Origin of the sequence: Enterocloster clostridioformis (assembly GCF_020297485.1) — a bacterium.
GTDB classification, from domain to species: Bacteria; Bacillota; Clostridia; order Lachnospirales; family Lachnospiraceae; genus Enterocloster; species Enterocloster clostridioformis.
The window spans coordinates 188188-207394 of record NZ_JAIWZC010000001.1; the positions used below are offsets into that span (position 1 = coordinate 188188).

The window sequence follows — 19207 nt, forward strand, 5'->3', positions numbered from 1 at the left end:
TTGTGAATACTCCATGCAGCTTTCTTTTGAAGGCTTTTTGGGGACGCTGTCCGGGATTGATTGACGGGCAGTGGAAAAAAGAGTATGATATTCCTGAAACATGGTCCGCGGGTAAAACCCGGGCCGGTGAAAAGGAGTGCTTGATATGGTTAAGACAAATGTGATGCGTCTGTTGGACGCGGCTCATATAGCGTATAAGACAGGGACCTATGAGGTGGATGAAAACGACCTTTCCGGCAGCCACGCCGCAGATCTTATGGGGGTGGACCACGACCGGATGTATAAGACCCTGGTGCTGAAGGGGGAAAAAAAGGGATACCTGGTGTGCTGTATTCCTGTGGATGAGGAGCTGGACCTTAAGAAGGCTGCCAGGGCCGCGGGGGAGAAGAAAGTGGAGATGATTCATGTAAAGGATATGCTGGGAATCACCGGCTACATACGCGGCGGGTGTTCTCCTGTCGGCATGAAGAAGCATTTCCCCACTTATATAGAAGAAATGGCCCAGCTTTACGACACCGTTATGGTCAGCGCGGGACAGAGAGGCGTACAGGTCACCCTGTCGCCGGAGGATTTGAGAAGCTATGTGGAGGGGCAGTTTGTTTCCCTTGTTTAAGCGGCTGGCTTATATTATAATAGAAGGAGAACATCCGGCCAGGGACCGGACCGCCGGCAGCGTCCGGGGATCCGGCTGGTCCGGGCAGAAGGAGGGGTAATTTGGAGAGAAAAGCATTGATACGGACAGCACTGGACGGTCTTGGGCGCTCCTATGCGCCTTATTCCCATTTTCATGTATCGGCAGCCCTGCTTTGCAGGGATGGGAAGGTGTACACAGGCAACAACATAGAGAATGCAGCATACAGTCCCGGTATCTGCGCGGAGCGGTGCGCCTTTGCGAAGGCAGTGAGCGAGGGTGAGAGGGAGTTTGAGGCCATTGTCATATGCGGGGGTCCTGATGGAAAGGCCGGGGATTACTGTCCGCCCTGCGGAGTGTGCCGGCAGGTCATGCGGGAGTTCTGTAAACCGGATTCATTTTGCATTATCCTGGCTAAAAGCGCGGAGGAATACCGGGAATATACTCTGGCCCAGCTGCTTCCGGAGAGCTTTGGACCGGACCATTTGGGAGGTGTGTGACATGAGAATGTATGACCTGATTGAAAAGAAGAAACGGGGCGGTTCTCTTTCCGCGGAGGAGATTGCCTATATGGTGCGTGAATTCGTGGCCGGAGACATTCCCGACTATCAGATGTCAGCCATGCTGATGGCCGTTTATTTTAAGGGCATGGATGACCGGGAGATAACAGATCTGACACTGGAGATGGCGCATTCCGGGGACATGGTGGATTTGACGCCCATAGAGGGAATCAAGGCGGATAAACACAGCACCGGCGGCGTGGGGGATAAGACGACCCTGGTGACAGGCCCCATTGTGGCTGCCTGCGGCGTCAAGGTGGCCAAGATGAGCGGACGGGGCCTGGGACACACCGGAGGAACCGTGGATAAGCTGGAGAGCATTCCAGGGTTTAAGACTGCCATACCAAGGGACGAATTTTTCCGTATTGTCAATGAAAACGGCCTGGCCCTTATCGGCCAGTCGGGAAACATGGTGCCGGCGGATAAAAAGCTTTATGCCCTGCGGGATGTGACGGCCACCGTGGACAGCATTCCCCTTATCGCCTCGTCCATCATGAGCAAAAAACTGGCGGCCGGCAGCGACTGCATTGTCCTGGATGTAAAGACGGGAAGCGGCGCTTTCATGAAATCCCTGGAGGATTCCATCAGCCTGGCCCGGGAGATGGTTTCCATCGGAACCCTGGCCGGACGGCGCTGCTGCGCCCTCATAACCAATATGGACGTACCGCTGGGCCATGCCATCGGCAATTCCCTGGAGATGGAGGAAGCCATTGAGACCCTGAAGGGCCGCGGACCGGAGGATTTGACCTGTGTATCCCTGGAACTGGCTGCAAACATGCTTCACATGGCAGGAAAGGGGGATATGGAGCAGTGCAGGAAGCTTGCCAAAGGCGCTATGAAGGACGGAAGTGCCCTTAAGTGCCTTAAATCCATGGTTGAGAGCCAGGGCGGGGATGGCCGTTACGTGGAACATCCGGATCTTTTTGCGAAGGCGCCCCTGAGCCGGGAGGTAAGGGCTCCTGAGGCAGGCTGTATCACTCATATGGATACAGAGGGAATCGGAGTGGCATCCGTGATGCTGGGAGCCGGCAGGAATAAGAAGGAGGATACCATTGATTACAGCGCAGGCATCCTTCTGCGGAAAAAGTATGGGGACCGTGTGGAAGCAGGAGAGACCATGGCAGTCCTTTACGCCTCTCATGAGGAACTGTTTGGACCGGCAGCGGAAAAATTCCTGGCCTCCTGTACCCTGGGAAAACAGAAACCGGAACCGGAGCCCCTTATATTTGCAAGGGTTTCTGACGCAGGTGTGGAAAGAGGGACCATCGAGGAAAAAATTCCATAAATGTTCAGAAAAATCAACTTGAAAAACCCAAGTGTTTGGGGTATAATAACACCAGATAAAAGAAGTGGAATTGTAATTTCCTGGGGTGTTCGATACTCTTACCAATTTTGAACCTACATTAGACAAAAGGGATTCCAATATTTTTAAGCGGATGTCAGGCCTCCGTCGAGTGGAAGGCAGATGTTTAAGTGAGGTTGCCCACCTAGCATTGCTAGGCGTCAATAAGTAAGAGACGGCATTCTGGGGTTACACATGATAAAAGCAGCGGTTACCCCGCTGCTTTACTTCGTTGTGCGCCTGGCGGCGCACGTTTCTAACGGGTGAAAGTCCTGAATCCACCTGGTAGCGGGAAGGATATAGCCGAAGGCAAGGGTGTTGCAGGTGACTGCAAATCTGAAGGAAGCCGGATGTGGGGAACGAACCCATGGGCAAACCTCTGGTCTGACGGACAGAAACCGTATAGAAGGCTGTACATGAGGGTAAGTCTGCAACACAAGATGAAGCCCGATAGCTACACGGAATCGTGTACAGTAAATGCGGCAGATAGATGGAGGGAAAGAAACGTGTGGTACCCAGGGAGGTCTGTACGGAATGCTCTGAAAGGAGTAACCATTGCCGAGAGGTAATGCTGAGCGTACAGAAGTCAGCAGAGGTCATAGTAGCTGTTTTCAGTGAAGGACCGAATCAATAGGAGTCTTTAGTACGACAGGGAAAGGAGGAATGGGCAGATGGGTACAGAAAACAGAGAAAGCTGCTCGCAAAGAGATAGCGCGGAACGCAAAGGGTATGTGAGAGCGCACCGCTCATTCAACCGGATATGGAAGGAAAGAGACAGTGCAGAGCCAGACATCTTAAGTAAGATACTGAACAAGGAAAATCTGAACAGGGCTTACAAAAGAGTGAAGGCAAACAAGGGAGCGCCGGGAGTGGATGGAATGACCATTGAAGCGGCGTTACCATGGCTGAGGGAGAATAACTATGAACTGGTAGAGAGAATCAGGAAGGGGAAGTATACCCCATCTCCAGTCAGGCGTGTGGAGATTCCGAAGCCGGAGGGAGGGATACGAAAGCTTGGTATCCCCACCGTAATAGACCGTATCATCCAGCAGGCAATGCTTCAACAGCTCATGCCAATCTACGAACCATTGTTCTCGAAAGACAGCTTCGGCTATCGTCCGGGACGAGGAGCAAAAGACGCCATTCTCAGGATAAAGGAGTATATCGAACAGGGATACACGAGGGCAGTAGTTCTCGACTTATCGAAATACTTTGATACGCTGAACCATACGATACTGCTGAACCTGTTGAGGAAACAAGTAAAAGACGAAAGAGTGGTGCAGATGGTGAAGCGGTACCTGAAAAGTGGAGTGATGGAAAACGGTGTTGTGACAGAAACGAAGGAAGGCTCCCCGCAGGGAGGAAATCTATCCCCACTCTTAGCAAACGCGTATCTGAATGAGTTCGACTGGGAGTTCCACAGACGGGGCGTACCGTGTATCCGCTATGCAGACGACATCGTACTGCTGGCAAAGAGCGAACGGGCGGCAGAACGACTGCTGGAATCCAGCACGAAATATCTGGAGGCAAGGCTGAAACTGAGAGTGAATCGGGAAAAGAGCCGAACGGTCAGTGTGTTCGCAATCCAAAATTTTAAGTTCCTTGGTTTTTGTTTTGGGAAGAACGGAACAGGGACCTATATCCGTGTCCATGGAACGTCATGGAAGAAAGCCAAGGAGAAACTGCGCAGGCTTACTTCCCGGAGCAGGTGCGGGAGTATCATCCGAACCATGGAAAAGATAAAAGTCTACATGAGAGGATGGCTGAACTACTATGGGATAGCGGACATGAAGAAAAAACATCGAAAGCCTGAATGGATGGTTGTACCGCCGGATACGGATGTGTATCTGGAAACAGTGGAAACTGCCCAAAACCAGAATGAGGAAACTCATAGGACTGGGAGTAGACAGCCATTATGCGGCAACAATAGCCTACGACCGCAAGGGATACTGGTTCAATGCCGGAAACAAGGCGGTCAACTGGGCATTAAGTAAAGAAAGACTGATAAACTGGGGCTTTTATGACTTAGCCGCAGCCTATCAGTCTCTGCACACCAACTATTGAAAGCGCCGTATACGAGAACCGTACGTACGGTGCTGTGAGAGGACGGCGGTTAATCACCGCCTCCTACTCGATTACAGGAGTTGGACCGAATATGAAGAACAGGATGATAGCATGGGTAAGCGGCGTGATACTGGTGGTGGTCACACTTATGGTGATAATCGTAAAGATGGAGCCGCCCAGGGACGGAATCATAAGGGCCCAGGCAATGAAGGCCATGGCTCTGGCCCTTACAGACAAGGAAGAGTGTGAAAAGAGGGCAGAGGAACGGGAAACCTCCCATTTTTCTGCAAAGGAAAAGGACAACTGGTTTGTCAAATATATGGATTATCTCTATGATGAGGGCTATCTGGACCCGGAGCTTACGCCTGCTTCCCTGGCCGCTGCCCAGGGATATCTTACATACGCAGAGGCTTCGTACATGGCCGCCCAGGTGTCCGGCAAGCTGAAGCTTCAGACCGGTTCCACCAGAAAAAACAGAGACCAGGCGTTTCCGGAGGAGGACTGGTGGAAACTGTACGATTCCATATTGAGGGAGACAGATCCGGAGGGGAAAGTGGAGGAGACGGAGGCCGTGCTCTACGGCACCCCGTCCAATCTTGAACAGGCCGAGAGCTGGACTGCCTATACCACAGCCGGCAACTTCGGGTTTCAGGGACTTGCTCTGGACGCGTTCCTGGACTGTGAGATACGGTTTCTGGCCAGGGGCGGGGAGATGATAACTTCCAGTCTCGTGTCCAGAAATGTGGTCTATGAGAATGTCTGGCTGGCTGAAAGTGACGGCAGACATTTTAAGGCGTATCTGGGTACGGCCTACCGGGAGTTTCCGGTGAGCGCCAAACTTGGCGGGGAAGACGGAATGGCCGGGAATCTGGCTGACCTTCACATGGAGGACGGCAAGCTGGTCAAAATTACTATGAAACGGGACCGGTTAAGCGGCAAGGTGCTGTCCGTAACAGAGGATGCCATTGAGATAGAAGGCTACGGGGAGATTCCCCTGGCTCCTAATTTCCATGTATATAAGGTATATGGGGATTTTAAGGTGCTGAAGGCGTCGGACATACTGGTGGGCTATAACCTTCAGGAATTTGTGGCGGCAGACGGAAAATTGTGCGCAGCACTTTTGGAGAGGGAATTTGACGCCAAGACCATCCGCGTCCTTTTGATGGACACGGGCTTTAAGAGTGTGTTCCATGCGTCCGCGGACCTGGTGTTGGGAAGCGGCGCTGATTTGGAATATGAGAATGCCAAGGGAAAGATGGTGGGAGAGCGCCTGGAGGCAGGTACGCAGCTTACGGTTGGTCCTGACAGCCCCTATCTGGAGTTTGGACGCATGATCATCACGCCGGATGAACCGGAGGCAATCACCATCCGTTCCATTGAGCGGAGCCAGGGCACGCCGGTTTACAGCGGGAGTCTGGAAATCAAGGGAATGCCGGAAGGGCTGGTTCTGGTCAATGATTTGTATTTGGAGGATTACCTGACAAAGGTAGTGCCCAGCGAGATGCCCCCATCCTATGAAAAGGAGGCCCTGAAGGCCCAGGCCGTGTGTGCCAGGACCTATGCCTACCGGCAGATCCAGGGCAATACTTACAGCCAGTATGGCGCCCATGTGGATGACAGCACGAATTTCCAGGTCTATAATAATACCTCTGCCGATGATAAATCCACCCAGGCCGTAAAGGAGACTTACGGAAAGATGCTGTTTTACGAGGATAAACCCATTGAGGCGTTTTATTTCTCCACCTCCTGCGGCCGTACGGCGGATGCCGGCGTTTGGGGTACTGACAGCGGAAAATATCCCTATCTGAGGGCCGCGGAGGTAAAAGAGGGAGGAAAGAGCCTGGGAAAGGAAGATAACGATGGCTTTGAATCCTATATTAAGAGGGAGGATGTGATTGCCTATGACACCTCTTATCCCATGTTCCGCTGGCAGACAGACCTTCCGGCCGACGTGGCTTCCGCCCAGATAAGCGGAGCGGGCCAGATACAGGATATGACCATAACAGACAGGGGACCGGGGGGCATAGCAGGCGAGCTTACAGTCACGGGCACTGACGGTACCGTTACAATCAAAGGACAGTCCTCCATACGCGCTACACTGGGAAATCCGTCCCTGATTATCACCAAGAAGGACGGGGGGACCATGACCGGAAACGCCACTCTTCCCAGCGCCTTTATCGCCATTGAGAAGAGGACGGGGGAGGATGGAGGCGTTTCCTTCCATATATATGGAGGCGGCTTCGGCCACGGAGTGGGCATGAGCCAGAATGGGGCTCAGGGCATGGCAAAGACAGGAAAAGGTTACAAGCAGATCTTAGACTTTTTCTATCACGGCACGGAGCTGCGGGAGTGCAGTGAGAGCTAGACCGTGTTTTGGAAATGAAAAGAACAACCCGGAAAAAGCCTTAAAGACTCTTACCGGGTTGTTCTTTTCATTTCTGTAAATTATGTTTTTGGTTAAAAGAATGCCTTATGACTGGACCAGATAGACCTCTGCGTTCTGGGTGCCGTGCTGACGTGTCTCGGCATGGGTGTTGAAGAAGATGTCAATGTGATTGCCTCTGACGGCTCCGCCGCGGTCCTCCGCTGTGTAGACCACGCCGTTTATCATTACCTTGGAGCCATAGGGAATTACCCGGGGGTCCACGGCAATGGTGTGGCCGGCAGTGGCCACGGCGCCGGTGCAGGTGTGGCGTCCCCAGCCCTCTGAACAGGCCCCGCATGGACAATACCCCGTTGTCTTGAATACGCCCAGTGGAATCAGGTTCTGGGCCTCGGCAGCAGGGGCTTCCTGTCTGGCATCGGGATTGCCGTTGGTGTAGGTCCTGGGGTTGGAGAAATCACTGTCTCCCACATAGCCTTCTACCAGATAGACGCCATCGGGCAGGGTGCTCCAGTCCATATTGAGGGTAAAGGCGTGGCAGCCATTGCCCTTGCCGCTGCCGTACAGCTCGTCGCTGTATTCCCCGGCTGTCATTCTCTGAGAGAAAACTTCCTCACCTGTATTCTTATCTTTGATGGATATCCGTACGTTAAGCGCATCATCAGGTGTGCTGCTGTTGTAAGCCCAACCGCTGATGGTGGTGCTGTTCACTGTTTTGAACCTTCCCTTTGGCGCTGCTGCAAGGACTGTGATGGCAGTAGCCGCAAGCAGGCTGACGGTAAGGATGGCTCCGGTCAGTAAGTGTCTTAATTTCATGGTGTAATACCTCCTATTGCTCAAGTAATAATTAGAAAAAGATTTTTAACACATTAATAAATAATATGTAATACTTTTGTAATATATGAGCAATAAACAAGTTTTTATCATATTTTTTTTACCTTGTCAAGGAAAAATATGGAAATAGCACCATTTTCGTCTGAAAATGACAGGATTTTGGTAAAAATTTCTGCTCCAGAAACCATTTCCCGGAGAAGGGCAAAAAACTACCAGGCTTATACGCCTGGTAGTTATTCCTCACATCATAAATCAATCCTGCACTAAGAATACCTCTGTAGTGTATGTACCTTTGGCCAGGGCTTCCTGGTGGGAGCCGTAATAAATATCGAGAATATTACCATTTACAAAAGAACCTTTGTCCTCCACCGTGTAGACGGTTCCGTCGATTTTCAGCTTAGTTCCAAGAGGAAAATAATTTAAATCAGCGGAAATGGTGTGGTTTGGGGTGGGAACCATGCCGGAGTAGGTAAGGTTATGACCGCCGGAGCACTGTTCGCAGCCGCAGTATCCTGTGATGGTAAACCGTCCAAGGGATGTCTCCCTGGGGGCCGGAGCTTCCTCCTTCTCTTCTTTTTGGACGCCTGGTCCCTGGGATATATATTCCTCTTCATCAACAACAGAGGCTCTGTGGTCTTTGGATTCCCGGGAACCGGAGGTTTCCTGAGACTCCTGGACATCCTGGACTGAGTCCTCAGACGTATCTGATGTACCGGCCTCCACTACGGTCACATCCGTTCCCACGGGCTCGTCGGCAAATGCCGGAAAGGCCGGCGTGAGACTGAATGCAGCCATGGCTGCGGCCAGAAGGGTTTTCTTAAAGTAATGCATACAACGACCTCGCAATCTTATGACATTGTTATGGTTTTATATGTCCTATAAAGTTGTATCTTCATTATATTACAAAAATGTTACTTGTCAAGTTAAAATAATTAAGCAAGTGTTACAAGAGTATAAAAAGTGGAGAGAAAAAGCTGCGAATTTGGAATATTTATGTAAAAAGTGGAGGGAGAACTCCATTATCTAGTTGATATGAAAGGGAAATGGCACATGATGTGCCGGCGGGTGAAGGGAAAACGCAAATAATATGAAAAGAATTTGGATTTATCTCTTGACAAATGACTCCAGAAGGAATATATTATGGAATGTAGATGTTAGCACTCCCGAACGTCGAGTGCTAATAATTGAAGAAAGGAAGGTGAGCAGATGCCATTGGATGCGCTCCTGGACGACAGGAAGGTCACTATATTAAAGGCCATCATCAAGACATATCTGGAAACCGGAGAGCCAGTGGGCTCCAGGACCATTTCCAAATATTCAGACCTTAAGCTCAGCTCTGCCACCATCCGCAATGAGATGTCAGACCTGGAAGAGATGGGGTATATCATACAGCCCCATACCTCGGCAGGGCGGATTCCTTCCGACAAAGGATACCGGTTCTATGTGGACCAGATTATGCTGGATAAGGAGAGCGAGGTAACCGAGTTTAAGGAGATGATGGTCCAGAAGGTTGATAAGCTGGAACTGGTTCTAAAGAAGATGGCCCAGGTGCTGGCTGCCAATACCAACTACGCGACCATGATCAGCGGCCCCAGTTATCACAAGACAAAGCTTAAGTTCATCCAGCTTTCCAAGATGGAAAAGCATAAGCTTTTGGTGGTTGTGGTGGTGGAAGGCAATATCATCAAGAACACCATGATTGATATTGAGGATAATCTCAGCGACGAGGAGCTCCTTAATCTGAACATCCTGCTTAACAGCAGCCTGAACGGGCTGACCATAGAGGAAATCAATCTGGATGTCATCAGCAAGCTGAAGGGCGATGCGGGAAATCACAGCCAGGTGGTGGACCTGGTCCTGAACGAGGTGGCGGAAGCCATCAAGGCAGGGGAAGAGGATCTGCAGATTTATACCAGCGGAGCCACCAACATATTCAAGTACCCTGAGCTTTCGGACGGCGACAAAGCCAGCCAGCTCATTGATACACTGGAACATAAAGAAGTGCTGCAGGAATTTGTGGCGGAAGTCAATTCCGGTACAGAGGAAGAAGCGGGCATTCAGGTTTATATCGGTGACGAGAGCCCGGTGCAGTCCATGAAGGACTGCAGTGTGGTCACTGCCAATTACGATTTGGGAGGAGGCCTGCGGGGAACCATCGGTATCATAGGACCCAAGCGAATGGATTATGAAAAGGTTCTTGGGACCCTGCGCAATCTGATGAATCAGCTGGATACAGCATTTAAAAAAGATGAAAGGTGATAAGCTGTGAGTGAAGATATGAAAGACGAAGAGTTAAAAAAGGAAGACGAGGCCCTGAAGGCAGAGCGGGCAGGGGGAAAAGACCAGGCTTCTGGGACCGGGGAGGCAAAGGAGACGGAAGCTTCTAATGATATCCCGGAGACACAGGAAAGCACCCCGGAGGAAACAGAGGAAACAGAGGAGAGCACAGAGCAGGCGCCTGCCAGTGAAACGGAAGAAAAAAAAGGATTCTTTAAGAAGAAAAAGGACCCCAGGGATGAAAAGATAGAGGAGCTCACTGACCGGGTGAAGCGGCAGATGGCGGAATTTGAGAATTTCCGCAAGCGGACAGACAAGGAAAAGTCCGCCATGTATGAGATGGGAGCCAAGGACATTATAGAGAGAATCCTTCCCGTCATCGACAATTTTGAGAGAGGCCTGGCAACTGTGCCTGAGGATGCAAAGGAAACACCTCTTGCGGAGGGCATGGAGAAGATATATAAGCAGTTCCGGAAAACACTGGAGGAAGCCGGCGTGAAAGCCATTGAGGCAGTAGGCCGGGAGTTTGACCCCAACTACCACAACGCGGTGATGCATGTGGATGATGATAGCCTGGGAGAGAACATAGTGGCGGAGGAACTGCAGAAGGGTTACATGTACAGGGACAGCGTGGTCAGACACAGTATGGTAAAAGTGGCAAATTGACATACCCAATAACAGAAATATATTCCACTAAAAATAATCAGGAGGAAAAGACTATGAGCAAGATTATCGGTATTGACTTAGGTACGACAAACAGCTGTGTGGCTGTTATGGAAGGCGGAAAACCAACTGTTATTGCCAACGCGGAGGGCGTAAGGACAACACCATCCGTTGTAGCATTCACAAAGACAGGAGAGAGGCTGATTGGCGAGCCCGCAAAGCGTCAGGCAGTTACCAACGCAGATAAAACCATCTCTTCCATCAAGCGCCACATGGGAACGGACTACAGAGTAGACATCGACGGAAAGAAGTACACTCCACAGGAGATTTCCGCTATGATTCTGCAGAAGCTGAAAGCAGACGCAGAGAGCTATCTGGGAGAGACTGTAACAGAGGCAGTCATCACGGTTCCGGCCTACTTTAACGACGCGCAGCGCCAGGCTACCAAGGATGCAGGCAAGATTGCGGGCCTGGATGTAAAACGTATCATCAACGAGCCTACGGCGGCAGCCCTGGCTTACGGACTTGACAATGAAAAAGAGCAGAAAATCATGGTATACGACTTAGGCGGCGGTACCTTTGATGTTTCCATTATTGAAATCGGCGACGGCGTAATCGAGGTTCTGTCCACCAACGGCGACACCCGTCTGGGCGGCGATGATTTTGACAATGCAATTACAAACTGGATGATTTCCGAGTTCAAGAAGGCCGAGGGTGTGGACCTGTCCAATGACAAGATGGCTCTCCAGAGATTGAAGGAAGCAGCTGAGAAGGCAAAGAAGGAGCTGTCCACAGCTACCACCACCAATATCAACCTGCCATTCATCACCGCAACGGCCGAGGGACCAAAGCATCTGGATATGAACCTGACCAGGGCTAAGTTTGACGAACTGACCCATGACCTGGTAGAGCGCACCGCCATCCCGGTACAGAACGCGCTTAAGGATGCGGGCATCACTGCTTCTGAACTGGGCAAGGTGCTGCTGGTAGGCGGTTCCACACGTATGATCGCTGCACAGGAAAAGGTAAAACAGCTGACAGGCAAGGAGCCAAGCAAGTCTCTGAACCCGGATGAGTGTGTTGCCATCGGCGCTGCTATCCAGGGCGGCAAGCTGGCTGGCGATGCAGGCGCAGGAGACATCCTTCTTCTGGATGTAACACCTCTTTCCCTGTCCATCGAGACCATGGGCGGCGTGGCTACCAGACTGATTGAGAGAAATACCACCATTCCAACCAAGAAGAGCCAGATTTTCTCAACCGCAGCAGACAACCAGACGGCAGTGGATATCCATGTGGTACAGGGCGAGCGTCAGTTTGCAAGGGATAACAAGACATTGGGACAGTTCCGTCTGGATGGAATTCCGCCAGCAAGAAGGGGTATTCCACAGATTGAGGTTACCTTTGACATTGATGCCAACGGTATCGTAAATGTATCCGCAAAGGATTTGGGAACAGGCAAGGAGCAGCACATCACCATTACTTCCGGCTCCAACATGTCAGACGATGATATCGATAAGGCAGTGAAGGAAGCAGCTGAATACGAGGCACAGGACAAGAAGCGCAAGGAAGCCATCGATGCAAGGAACGATGCGGACTCTATGGTATTCCAGACCGAGAAGGCCCTGGAAGAGGTTGGAGACAAGATTGCTCCTGGCGACAAGGCAGAGGTGGAAGCTGACCTTAATTCATTGAAGGAAGCCATTAACCGCGCTCCGGTTGAGGAGATGACAGACGCACAGGTAGAGGACATCAAGGCCGGCAGAGAGAAGCTGATGAACAGCGCCCAGAAGCTGTTTGCGAAGGTTTATGAGCAGGCGCAGGCCTCCGGCGCGGCAGGCCAGGCAGGCCCGGACATGGGCGGCGCTGGAAATGCAGCAGGCGGCGATGACGTTGTGGACGCTGATTTCAAGGAAGTATAAATCCAAGGAAGTAAATCCAGATAAAACAAACAGGGGGCTTAGGAGCCGGGAAACCGGCCACTACCCCCTTTGTGGCTGATAAAGAGTGCTTTTGAAACTGCCTGTCAGGGCCAGTTTTGCGGCGTTCAGATAGATTAAGAGGTAAACAACATGGCAGAGAGTAAGAGAGATTACTATGAAGTTCTGGGCGTTCCCAAAGATGCGGATGAGGATGCATTGAAAAAAGCATACAGGAAACTTGCCAAGAAATACCACCCCGATGCCAATCCAGGCGATAAAGAGGCAGAGGCCAAGTTCAAAGAAGCTTCCGAGGCATACAGCGTGTTAAGCGACCCTCAGAAACGTCAGCAGTACGACCAGTTCGGCCATGCTGCGTTTGAACAGGGCGGAGCCGGTGCGGGCGGCTTTGGCGGCGGCTTCGGCGGCTTTGACTTCGGCGGGGATATGGGTGATATCTTCGGCGATATTTTTGGTGATATTTTTGGCGGCGGCAGGTCCGGGAGGGCCAGGAGCGGTCCCTCGCGGGGCGCCAACATAAAGACTTCTGTTAGGATTACATTTGAGGAAGCTGTATTTGGCTGTGATAAAGAGATAGAGATTAACTTTAAAGAAAACTGTGCCAGCTGTCACGGCACGGGCGCTAAGGCAGGCACCTCCCCCCAGACCTGTTCAAAGTGTAACGGAAAGGGCAAAATCATGTACACGCAGCAGTCCTTCTTCGGAACCGTACAGAATGTGCAGACCTGTCCTGACTGTAACGGTACAGGACAGGTAATCAAGGAAAAGTGTCCTGACTGCTACGGCACGGGCTATAAGACCGTCCGCAAAAAATTCAAGGTATCCATACCTGCAGGCATTGACAATGGTCAGTGTGTGCGTCTGGCAGGGGGCGGTGAACCCGGCACAGGCGGCGGTGAGCGCGGTGATTTGCTGGTGGAGGCAGTTGTTTCCCAGCATCCCATATTCAAGCGCCAGGATACCAGTATTTATTCCACGGTGCCCATTTCCTTTGCGCGGGCAGCCCTGGGAGGCCCCATCCGCATAAAGACCGTGGACGGCGAAGTGGAGTACGATGTAAGACCGGGTACCCAGACAGATACCAAGGTGCGCTTAAAGGGCAAGGGTGTTCCCTCGCTGCGCAGCCGCAGTGTCAGGGGAGATCACTATGTTACCCTGGTGGTACAGGTTCCGGAACGCATGAACCAGGCGCAGAAGGAAGCCTTAAGGCGGTTTGACGATGCCATGAACGGCGTCACGTCCCAGGAGGAAGAGAAGCCTAAGAAAAAGGGGATTTTCAAATAGATAGGAAACAGCATGAGCCCGGACAGGCAGCACACAGAGCCTGTCCGGGCCTTTTTACGTCTATTCCCGGTTGTGCAAAAGGCAAAAAAGGGTTATGATAGAGATTGGGCGGTGACAGGGAAAATGGTCATGATAAGGAGAGGAAAATTCAAATGGACAACAGTTATTTTGAGACTCTGGCGGTTCCGCTGCCGGAGGACATAGAAAAGTTAAAGTGGAGAGGGGATTTTGACAGGGCTGTCCGTAGGATTGACAGCAGGCTGAAAGGGGATATTTCCCAGGCTTTGAGAAAGCGTCTTATGATTGAAAAGGAGATTCTTAAGCGCATGCCGGGACAATACCCCTATGCATGGTCAGAGGCCCTTGATATGCTGCGGGACAATGTAAGGGATTTTAAGGACAGTGAACTCGAAACCCTGTGGGAGGAGGATGCCGCGGATTGGATTTACGTGGATGGAGAGGTACGCTTCCGGAGCAGCTTCCTGAAAAATGTCTTAAAGACCAGGAAAGAATATGAGAACCGGGCACTGGACCGGGAACTGGTCCGGTCTAAGGCGGAAAACTTCGGGCTGCTTAACAGAACCATTGCTTCCATGAAAGAAAAGGGAGGCGCCGGATGCAGGTTTTGCATCCGCGGGACACTTGGGATCCAGGAGGAAGCGGAGCGGGAAGGTGAAGATATCAAGGTCTACCTGCCCCTGCCAATTGAATATGCCCAGATAAAGAATGTGAAAATCCACAGCGTAAGAATCGGGGAAAGGGAAGCCGAAAAACAGGAGTATACCATTGCGAGGGCAGATGCCTTCCAGCGCACCATCTGTTTTCATACAAAACACAGGAAGGGGCAGAAATATTCGGTGGAGTTTTCCTTTGAGAACCGGGAAGCATACCTGGATTTCTCCCATGTCGGTCTGGAATACAGCGAAGAGAAGCACGGCGGAGAGAAACAAGGAGCAAATGGTTTGGCGGAGCCCGCGGATGTCTGGCTGGCGCAGCAGCAGCCCCATATCCGCTTCACTCCCCTGATCCGGGAACTGGCGGCTGAAATCGTGGGGGAGGAACAGGATCCCTTAAAGAAGGCCAGAAGAATATATGACTATATCACCACCCATGTGATGTATTCCTTTGTGCGCAGCTATTTTACCCTGACCGACATTCCGCAGTATGCGGCCTCGTCCATGAAGGGAGACTGCGGCGTACAGGCGCTTTTGTTTATCACCCTGTGCCGTGAGACCGGCATTCCGGCCAGATGGCAGGCGGGACTCTATACATCGCCCTTTGAAATCAGCTGCCATGACTGGGCACAGTTCTATACAAACGCCCATGGATGGCGTTGCGCGGACTGTTCCTTCGGAGGTGCGGCCTACCGGGAGGGGGACACAGAGAGATGGGATTTCTACTTCGGAAACCTGGATCCCTTCCGTCTTCCGGCAGCCAGGGAGTTCGGATATGAGTTTGAACCGCCCATGACCCATTTGAGAAACGACCCCTATGATAACCAGATGGGGGAGGCGGAATATGGGGACAGAAGCCTTCTGGAAGAGGAATACAGCACGGGATATGAGATGATTTCCCTGGAGGACATAACATATTGACATAACATATTAAAGAAGAGCTTGTTAAAATATTAAGAAATCCGTAAAGAAATGTAAGAATTAGTAGGCTATAATGTTATCATATCTGTAGAAAGGCATAAAAACAGAATGAACAGACGCTTATTAATAACCGGGGCCGGGGGATTTCTCGGTTCCCGGATTTGTGAATATTTTAGTGGCAGGGACGGATATGAGGCAGTGGGGGTGACACACAGGGAACTGGATATTGAGGATTTTGTGGCGGTTTCCGCCTTTGTAAAGGCCATCCGGCCTGACTATGTCCTGCACTGCGCGGCAATTTCAAATACGGGTGTATGTGAAAGGAATCCTGTCCTTTCAGAGAAAGTCAATGTCAGGGGAACCGTCAATCTGGCCAAGGCGTGCAGGAAAGCCGGCAGCCGCATGATATTTACCAGTTCAGACCAGATTTACAACACATCCCATTCCCTGGAGCCCAACCGTGAGGGCAGCGAGGGAAAGCCGGGAAATGTGTATGGAAGAGATAAGAAACGGGCGGAGGAAGCCATGCTCACATACCTGCCGGATGCGGTGGCCCTCAGGCTTACATGGTTGTATGACGCCCCGTCCAGGGGCAGGGTAGCCGGCCAGGGCCTTTTGCAGAAGCTGACAGACGCGTTAAAGGAAAGGCGGGAGGTGGAGTTCCCTGTTCACGATTACAGGGGAATCACCTATGTGTGGGAAGTGGTGCGCCATCTGGAAGAAGCCATGGGGCTTCCCGGAGGCGTTTATAACTTTGGAAGTGAGAACCGGTACAACACCTTTGACACGGCCAGGCTGTTCCTCAGGGAATTGGCAGGAAGCGATTCCGGCAGCATATTGAAATGCAATGATGAGCGCTTTGCCTCCTGTCCCAGGAATCTGACCATGAATACGGACAAGATCAGGTCCCATGGGATACGGTTCTTCAATACCTCCGAGGGAATACGCAAATGCTGCCTGGAACACAGGGAAATGTCCCAGGCCTGGTGTTAAAAGGCTATGAAAGGACGCATTATATGAGCAGACGCAACATATCGTCCCAGGCTGTCAGAATCTGCGGCCTGACCCTGCTATGCCTGGTCATCATGTTCGGTGTGGCTGCGGCCAACAGGGCAAGGGGCGGAGAAAAACTGGTAAGTGAATATACGGTGCAGGATGAGGCGCTTCCAAGGCATGTGAAATTTGAGTCCATGCCCGCGGACATGCCTCAGATGACAGCCGCCTGGTTTTATAAGTATAAGGGCCTGGGGCAGTTTGATATGTGCAGGAGACTGTTCCCCCAAAATCAGCTGGAAGCCCTGAACTTTGACCAGGAGGACAGGGATTTTAAGGACGGATATTATATACAGGAGTACATTGTCCACAAATTTAAGACCCTGCCCCAGGAGGAATATGAGGAACATAAAGCCCATTATGACCAGCTGGCGGCCTCCTACGGATATAAGGAGTATAAGGTGGTCCGGGTTTCCTTTTCCCAGAAATGGTCTCCCAAGGCCCTTGAGAAGGCTTCTCAGTGGGGGGACGGCGAGTTCACCAGAGTTTTTGCGGTGGGCCGGGAAGCCGGGCTGCGGGAGAGATGGAAGATATTTGAGCTGGGCATGATGTGATTTGTCCGGAAGGCAGATTTTGATGAGACAGAAGGAGTGGAACAGATGAGACAGGGAAGCAGTACAGGAAGCCGTACAATGGTGCAGCGGCACGGAATAGCAAAAGACCTGACGGTATGCGGGCTGTTTACGGCATTGACGGCAGTGGGAGCCTTTATTAAAATTGTCATACCGGTGGGGGCGGACACCATGAATTTCACCCTCCAGTGGTTTTTTGTGCTTCTGGCAGGCCTTTTGCTGGGCTCCAGAAGGGCCTTTCTCAGCGTGTCCACCTATCTTCTGATCGGACTGATGGGAATCCCTGTTTTTGCGCGGGGAGGAGGCCCCTCTTATTTGATACGCCCCACCTTTGGATTTCTGCTGGGATTTGCCCTGGCAGCCTACGTGATGGGAAAGCTAGTGGAGTGGATGCACGCTGTAAAGCCTGGGGCCTGCCTGTTTAGCGCCACGGTGGGCTATGTGATTTATTACGGAATGGGAATCCTTTACTTTTACTTCATCACCCACTTTGTGGCGGTGACTCCCGACACAGTGGGATGGGGCGCCATTTTTGCGGTATACTGCCTGCCCACCATGATTCCGGACTATATACTCTGCATCCTGGCAGTGACGGTGGCAGGACGCCTGCGTCCGTCCATGGGGCGGCTTATGGAGTGACACAGCTCATTCCCTTCCTTGCCTGACGCTGCGCTCATAATAAAAAATGTATTGCTGCATGATGCCGGCACAGCCGCTGTATCGCCCGAACACATCCTCTACGATTGTTTCGCAGAGACGGTTTTTGGGGATACAGCGGTATTTTTTTCTGTCAAAATACTGTTCCATCAGAATTTTTTCAATCCATGTGTCCACTGGAAACGCGTCTATGTGGTGGAGGCCGAAAAGGCATACGCAGTTGGCTACCTTTTTTCCGATTCCGTAAAATCCGGTGAGATATTCCATGGCGCCCTCATAGTCCAGGGCACTCAGATGGGACAGCTCCAGCCTGCCGGAAACCGCGTCCTGGCAGAGCCTGTGGATGTACTTGGCCCGGTATCCCAGCTTAAGCCCCATTAAATCATCCAGGGAAGCAAGGCAGAGCTGGCTGGGGGCAGGAAAGGAGCAGGCCGGCGGAAGGCACCTTACAGGGTCCTTTTCTTTCCCCCGGTCATCTTCTTTCCCCTGGTCTTGTCCGTCCTCCAGGACAGTGCCGTACCGGCTGCTGAGGGCTTCCACCAGCTGACGTATGTTCGGAATGGTCTTTTGCTGGGAGATCACGAAGGTAATGATCATCTCCCAGGGGTCCTGGCGCAGGATACGGATGCCTGCCCCGCTCATGGCGGCGGCCGTAAGATAGGAATTTTCCCGGTCAATGGAGTCAATGACAGCCTGGTAATCCCGGTCCATATCCAGATAGGACAGCCAGAAGGAAAGGTCCTCATGGGGACAGTCCAGGCAGATGGACGTGCCGTCCTGCCATGCACGCAGGACGCGGAGGCCGCTGATAAGCCGGTAACCGTTCTTGGCCTCTGAAGGGTATGTATCCTCCGGCAGGGGAACCATGCGGAAACATTGGCCGGACTGGTGAATCTGCTGCAGGTCCATGCAGGGAGCTTCATAACGATGAATCATATGGGTACGCCTTTCTTTTGTATGGGATTTTGGAAGGACCAGCACAAAATGATCCCTGAATATAACTTTACCCCTTCTTTTTTTCAAAGTCAAATGTGATTTTCTGGCTTTCCGCTTGACATTTTCAGAAAATGTGACTAGAATGTAGGTTAGGTTTGATAATTCAAAAGCGATGAAGGTGCATAGTAGACGTTTATTTTCCATCAGAGAGGGGAGGCCGCCGGCTGAAAGCCTGCCCGGGTTCAGATAGACGGTTGAAATTCCCACCGGAGCCGTACAGGCAAAAGGATGCTTTCACCAATCTGTGGAAGGATTCCGGTAGTCTGTGACGCTGGCACACGTTACGTGCATCAAGTGTCTGTATATTCCGGGTGCAGGTCCGGGGATGATACAGGAAGCAGGGTGGTACCGCGAGTTTA

15 protein-coding genes, 1 other RNA gene, 1 pseudogene and 1 other annotated feature (1 of these 18 cut by a window edge) are annotated in these 19207 nt (G+C 51.7%); of the genes and pseudogenes, 14 read left to right on the forward strand and 3 right to left on the reverse strand.

Annotated elements, in window-relative coordinates:
- The first annotated feature begins 145 nt into the window (after nucleotides 1-145).
- From ybaK to LA360_RS00855, 6 genes and pseudogenes are all read left to right on the forward strand, one after another.
- Nucleotides 146-613, forward strand: a complete 468-nt coding sequence (ybaK, locus tag LA360_RS00830) for a Cys-tRNA(Pro) deacylase (RefSeq protein ID WP_022202751.1) — start codon at nucleotides 146-148, stop codon at nucleotides 611-613.
- 101 nt (nucleotides 614-714) lie between these two features.
- Nucleotides 715-1131 carry a cytidine deaminase gene (cdd, locus tag LA360_RS00835; protein ID WP_022202750.1) on the forward strand — a complete coding sequence of 139 codons (417 nt, stop codon included), beginning with the start codon at nucleotides 715-717 and terminating at the stop codon, nucleotides 1129-1131.
- A 1-nt stretch (nucleotide 1132) separates the two neighbouring features.
- A complete protein-coding gene (locus LA360_RS00840) occupies nucleotides 1133-2476 on the forward strand; it encodes a pyrimidine-nucleoside phosphorylase (RefSeq protein ID WP_112481850.1) in 1344 nt (447 codons plus the stop codon).
- A 74-nt stretch (nucleotides 2477-2550) separates the two neighbouring features.
- Nucleotides 2551-2727, forward strand: a non-coding RNA gene (gene ssrS / locus LA360_RS00845) — 6S RNA.
- Nucleotides 2728-3204: 477 nt separating this feature from the next.
- Nucleotides 3205-4597 (forward strand): annotated as a pseudogene (ltrA, locus tag LA360_RS00850) (group II intron reverse transcriptase/maturase).
- 91 nt (nucleotides 4598-4688) lie between these two features.
- The gene (locus tag LA360_RS00855; protein WP_022202748.1) at nucleotides 4689-6962 is read left to right on the forward strand and encodes a SpoIID/LytB domain-containing protein; all 2274 of its coding nucleotides are present in this window, start codon (nucleotides 4689-4691) and stop codon (nucleotides 6960-6962) included.
- Nucleotides 6963-7067: 105 nt separating this feature from the next.
- Here LA360_RS00855 and LA360_RS00860 read toward each other — a convergent pair whose 3' ends face one another.
- Together LA360_RS00860 and LA360_RS00865 are read right to left on the reverse strand one after the other, a co-directional pair.
- Complete coding sequence (locus tag LA360_RS00860) at nucleotides 7068-7796, reverse strand: 3D domain-containing protein (protein WP_022202747.1); 729 nt, start codon at nucleotides 7794-7796, stop codon at nucleotides 7068-7070.
- 270 nt (nucleotides 7797-8066) lie between these two features.
- Nucleotides 8067-8645: a 3D domain-containing protein gene (locus LA360_RS00865; protein ID WP_112481852.1), complete on the reverse strand. Its 579-nt coding sequence runs from the start codon at nucleotides 8643-8645 to the stop codon at nucleotides 8067-8069.
- 375 nt (nucleotides 8646-9020) lie between these two features.
- Here LA360_RS00865 and hrcA point away from each other — a divergent pair, with 375 nt between their 5' ends.
- The 8 genes from hrcA to LA360_RS00905 all read left to right on the forward strand — a co-directional run bounded on the left by hrcA (nucleotide 9021) and on the right by LA360_RS00905 (nucleotide 17834).
- On the forward strand, nucleotides 9021-10073 hold the full coding sequence (hrcA, locus tag LA360_RS00870; protein WP_022202745.1) for a heat-inducible transcriptional repressor HrcA: 1053 nt from the start codon (nucleotides 9021-9023) through the stop codon (nucleotides 10071-10073).
- 18 nt (nucleotides 10074-10091) lie between these two features.
- Entirely contained in the window at nucleotides 10092-10757 is a 666-nt protein-coding gene (gene grpE / locus LA360_RS00875) for a nucleotide exchange factor GrpE (RefSeq protein WP_112481870.1), read from the forward strand.
- Nucleotides 10758-10810: 53 nt separating this feature from the next.
- Complete coding sequence (gene dnaK, locus LA360_RS00880) at nucleotides 10811-12673, forward strand: molecular chaperone DnaK (protein ID WP_002587668.1); 1863 nt, start codon at nucleotides 10811-10813, stop codon at nucleotides 12671-12673.
- Between the two features lie 150 nt (nucleotides 12674-12823).
- A complete protein-coding gene (dnaJ, locus tag LA360_RS00885; RefSeq protein ID WP_112481854.1) occupies nucleotides 12824-13975 on the forward strand; it encodes a molecular chaperone DnaJ in 1152 nt (383 codons plus the stop codon).
- A 152-nt stretch (nucleotides 13976-14127) separates the two neighbouring features.
- Nucleotides 14128-15570 carry a transglutaminase-like domain-containing protein gene (locus tag LA360_RS00890; RefSeq protein ID WP_022202742.1) on the forward strand — a complete coding sequence of 481 codons (1443 nt, stop codon included), beginning with the start codon at nucleotides 14128-14130 and terminating at the stop codon, nucleotides 15568-15570.
- Between the two features lie 108 nt (nucleotides 15571-15678).
- Complete coding sequence (locus tag LA360_RS00895) at nucleotides 15679-16563, forward strand: SDR family oxidoreductase (protein ID WP_022202741.1); 885 nt, start codon at nucleotides 15679-15681, stop codon at nucleotides 16561-16563.
- Between the two features lie 23 nt (nucleotides 16564-16586).
- Nucleotides 16587-17177: a hypothetical protein gene (locus LA360_RS00900; protein WP_112481872.1), complete on the forward strand. Its 591-nt coding sequence runs from the start codon at nucleotides 16587-16589 to the stop codon at nucleotides 17175-17177.
- A 45-nt stretch (nucleotides 17178-17222) separates the two neighbouring features.
- Nucleotides 17223-17834, forward strand: coding sequence for a biotin transporter BioY (locus LA360_RS00905; protein WP_022202739.1), 612 nt, complete (start codon nucleotides 17223-17225; stop codon nucleotides 17832-17834).
- A 6-nt stretch (nucleotides 17835-17840) separates the two neighbouring features.
- Here LA360_RS00905 and LA360_RS00910 read toward each other — a convergent pair whose 3' ends face one another.
- Nucleotides 17841-18788 (reverse strand): DNA-3-methyladenine glycosylase family protein, encoded by a 948-nt coding sequence (locus tag LA360_RS00910; protein WP_022202738.1) that lies wholly within the window; start codon nucleotides 18786-18788, stop codon nucleotides 17841-17843.
- A gap of 163 nt (nucleotides 18789-18951) precedes the next feature.
- Nucleotides 18952-19207, forward strand: a binding site (T-box leader) (it continues 16 nt past the right edge of the window).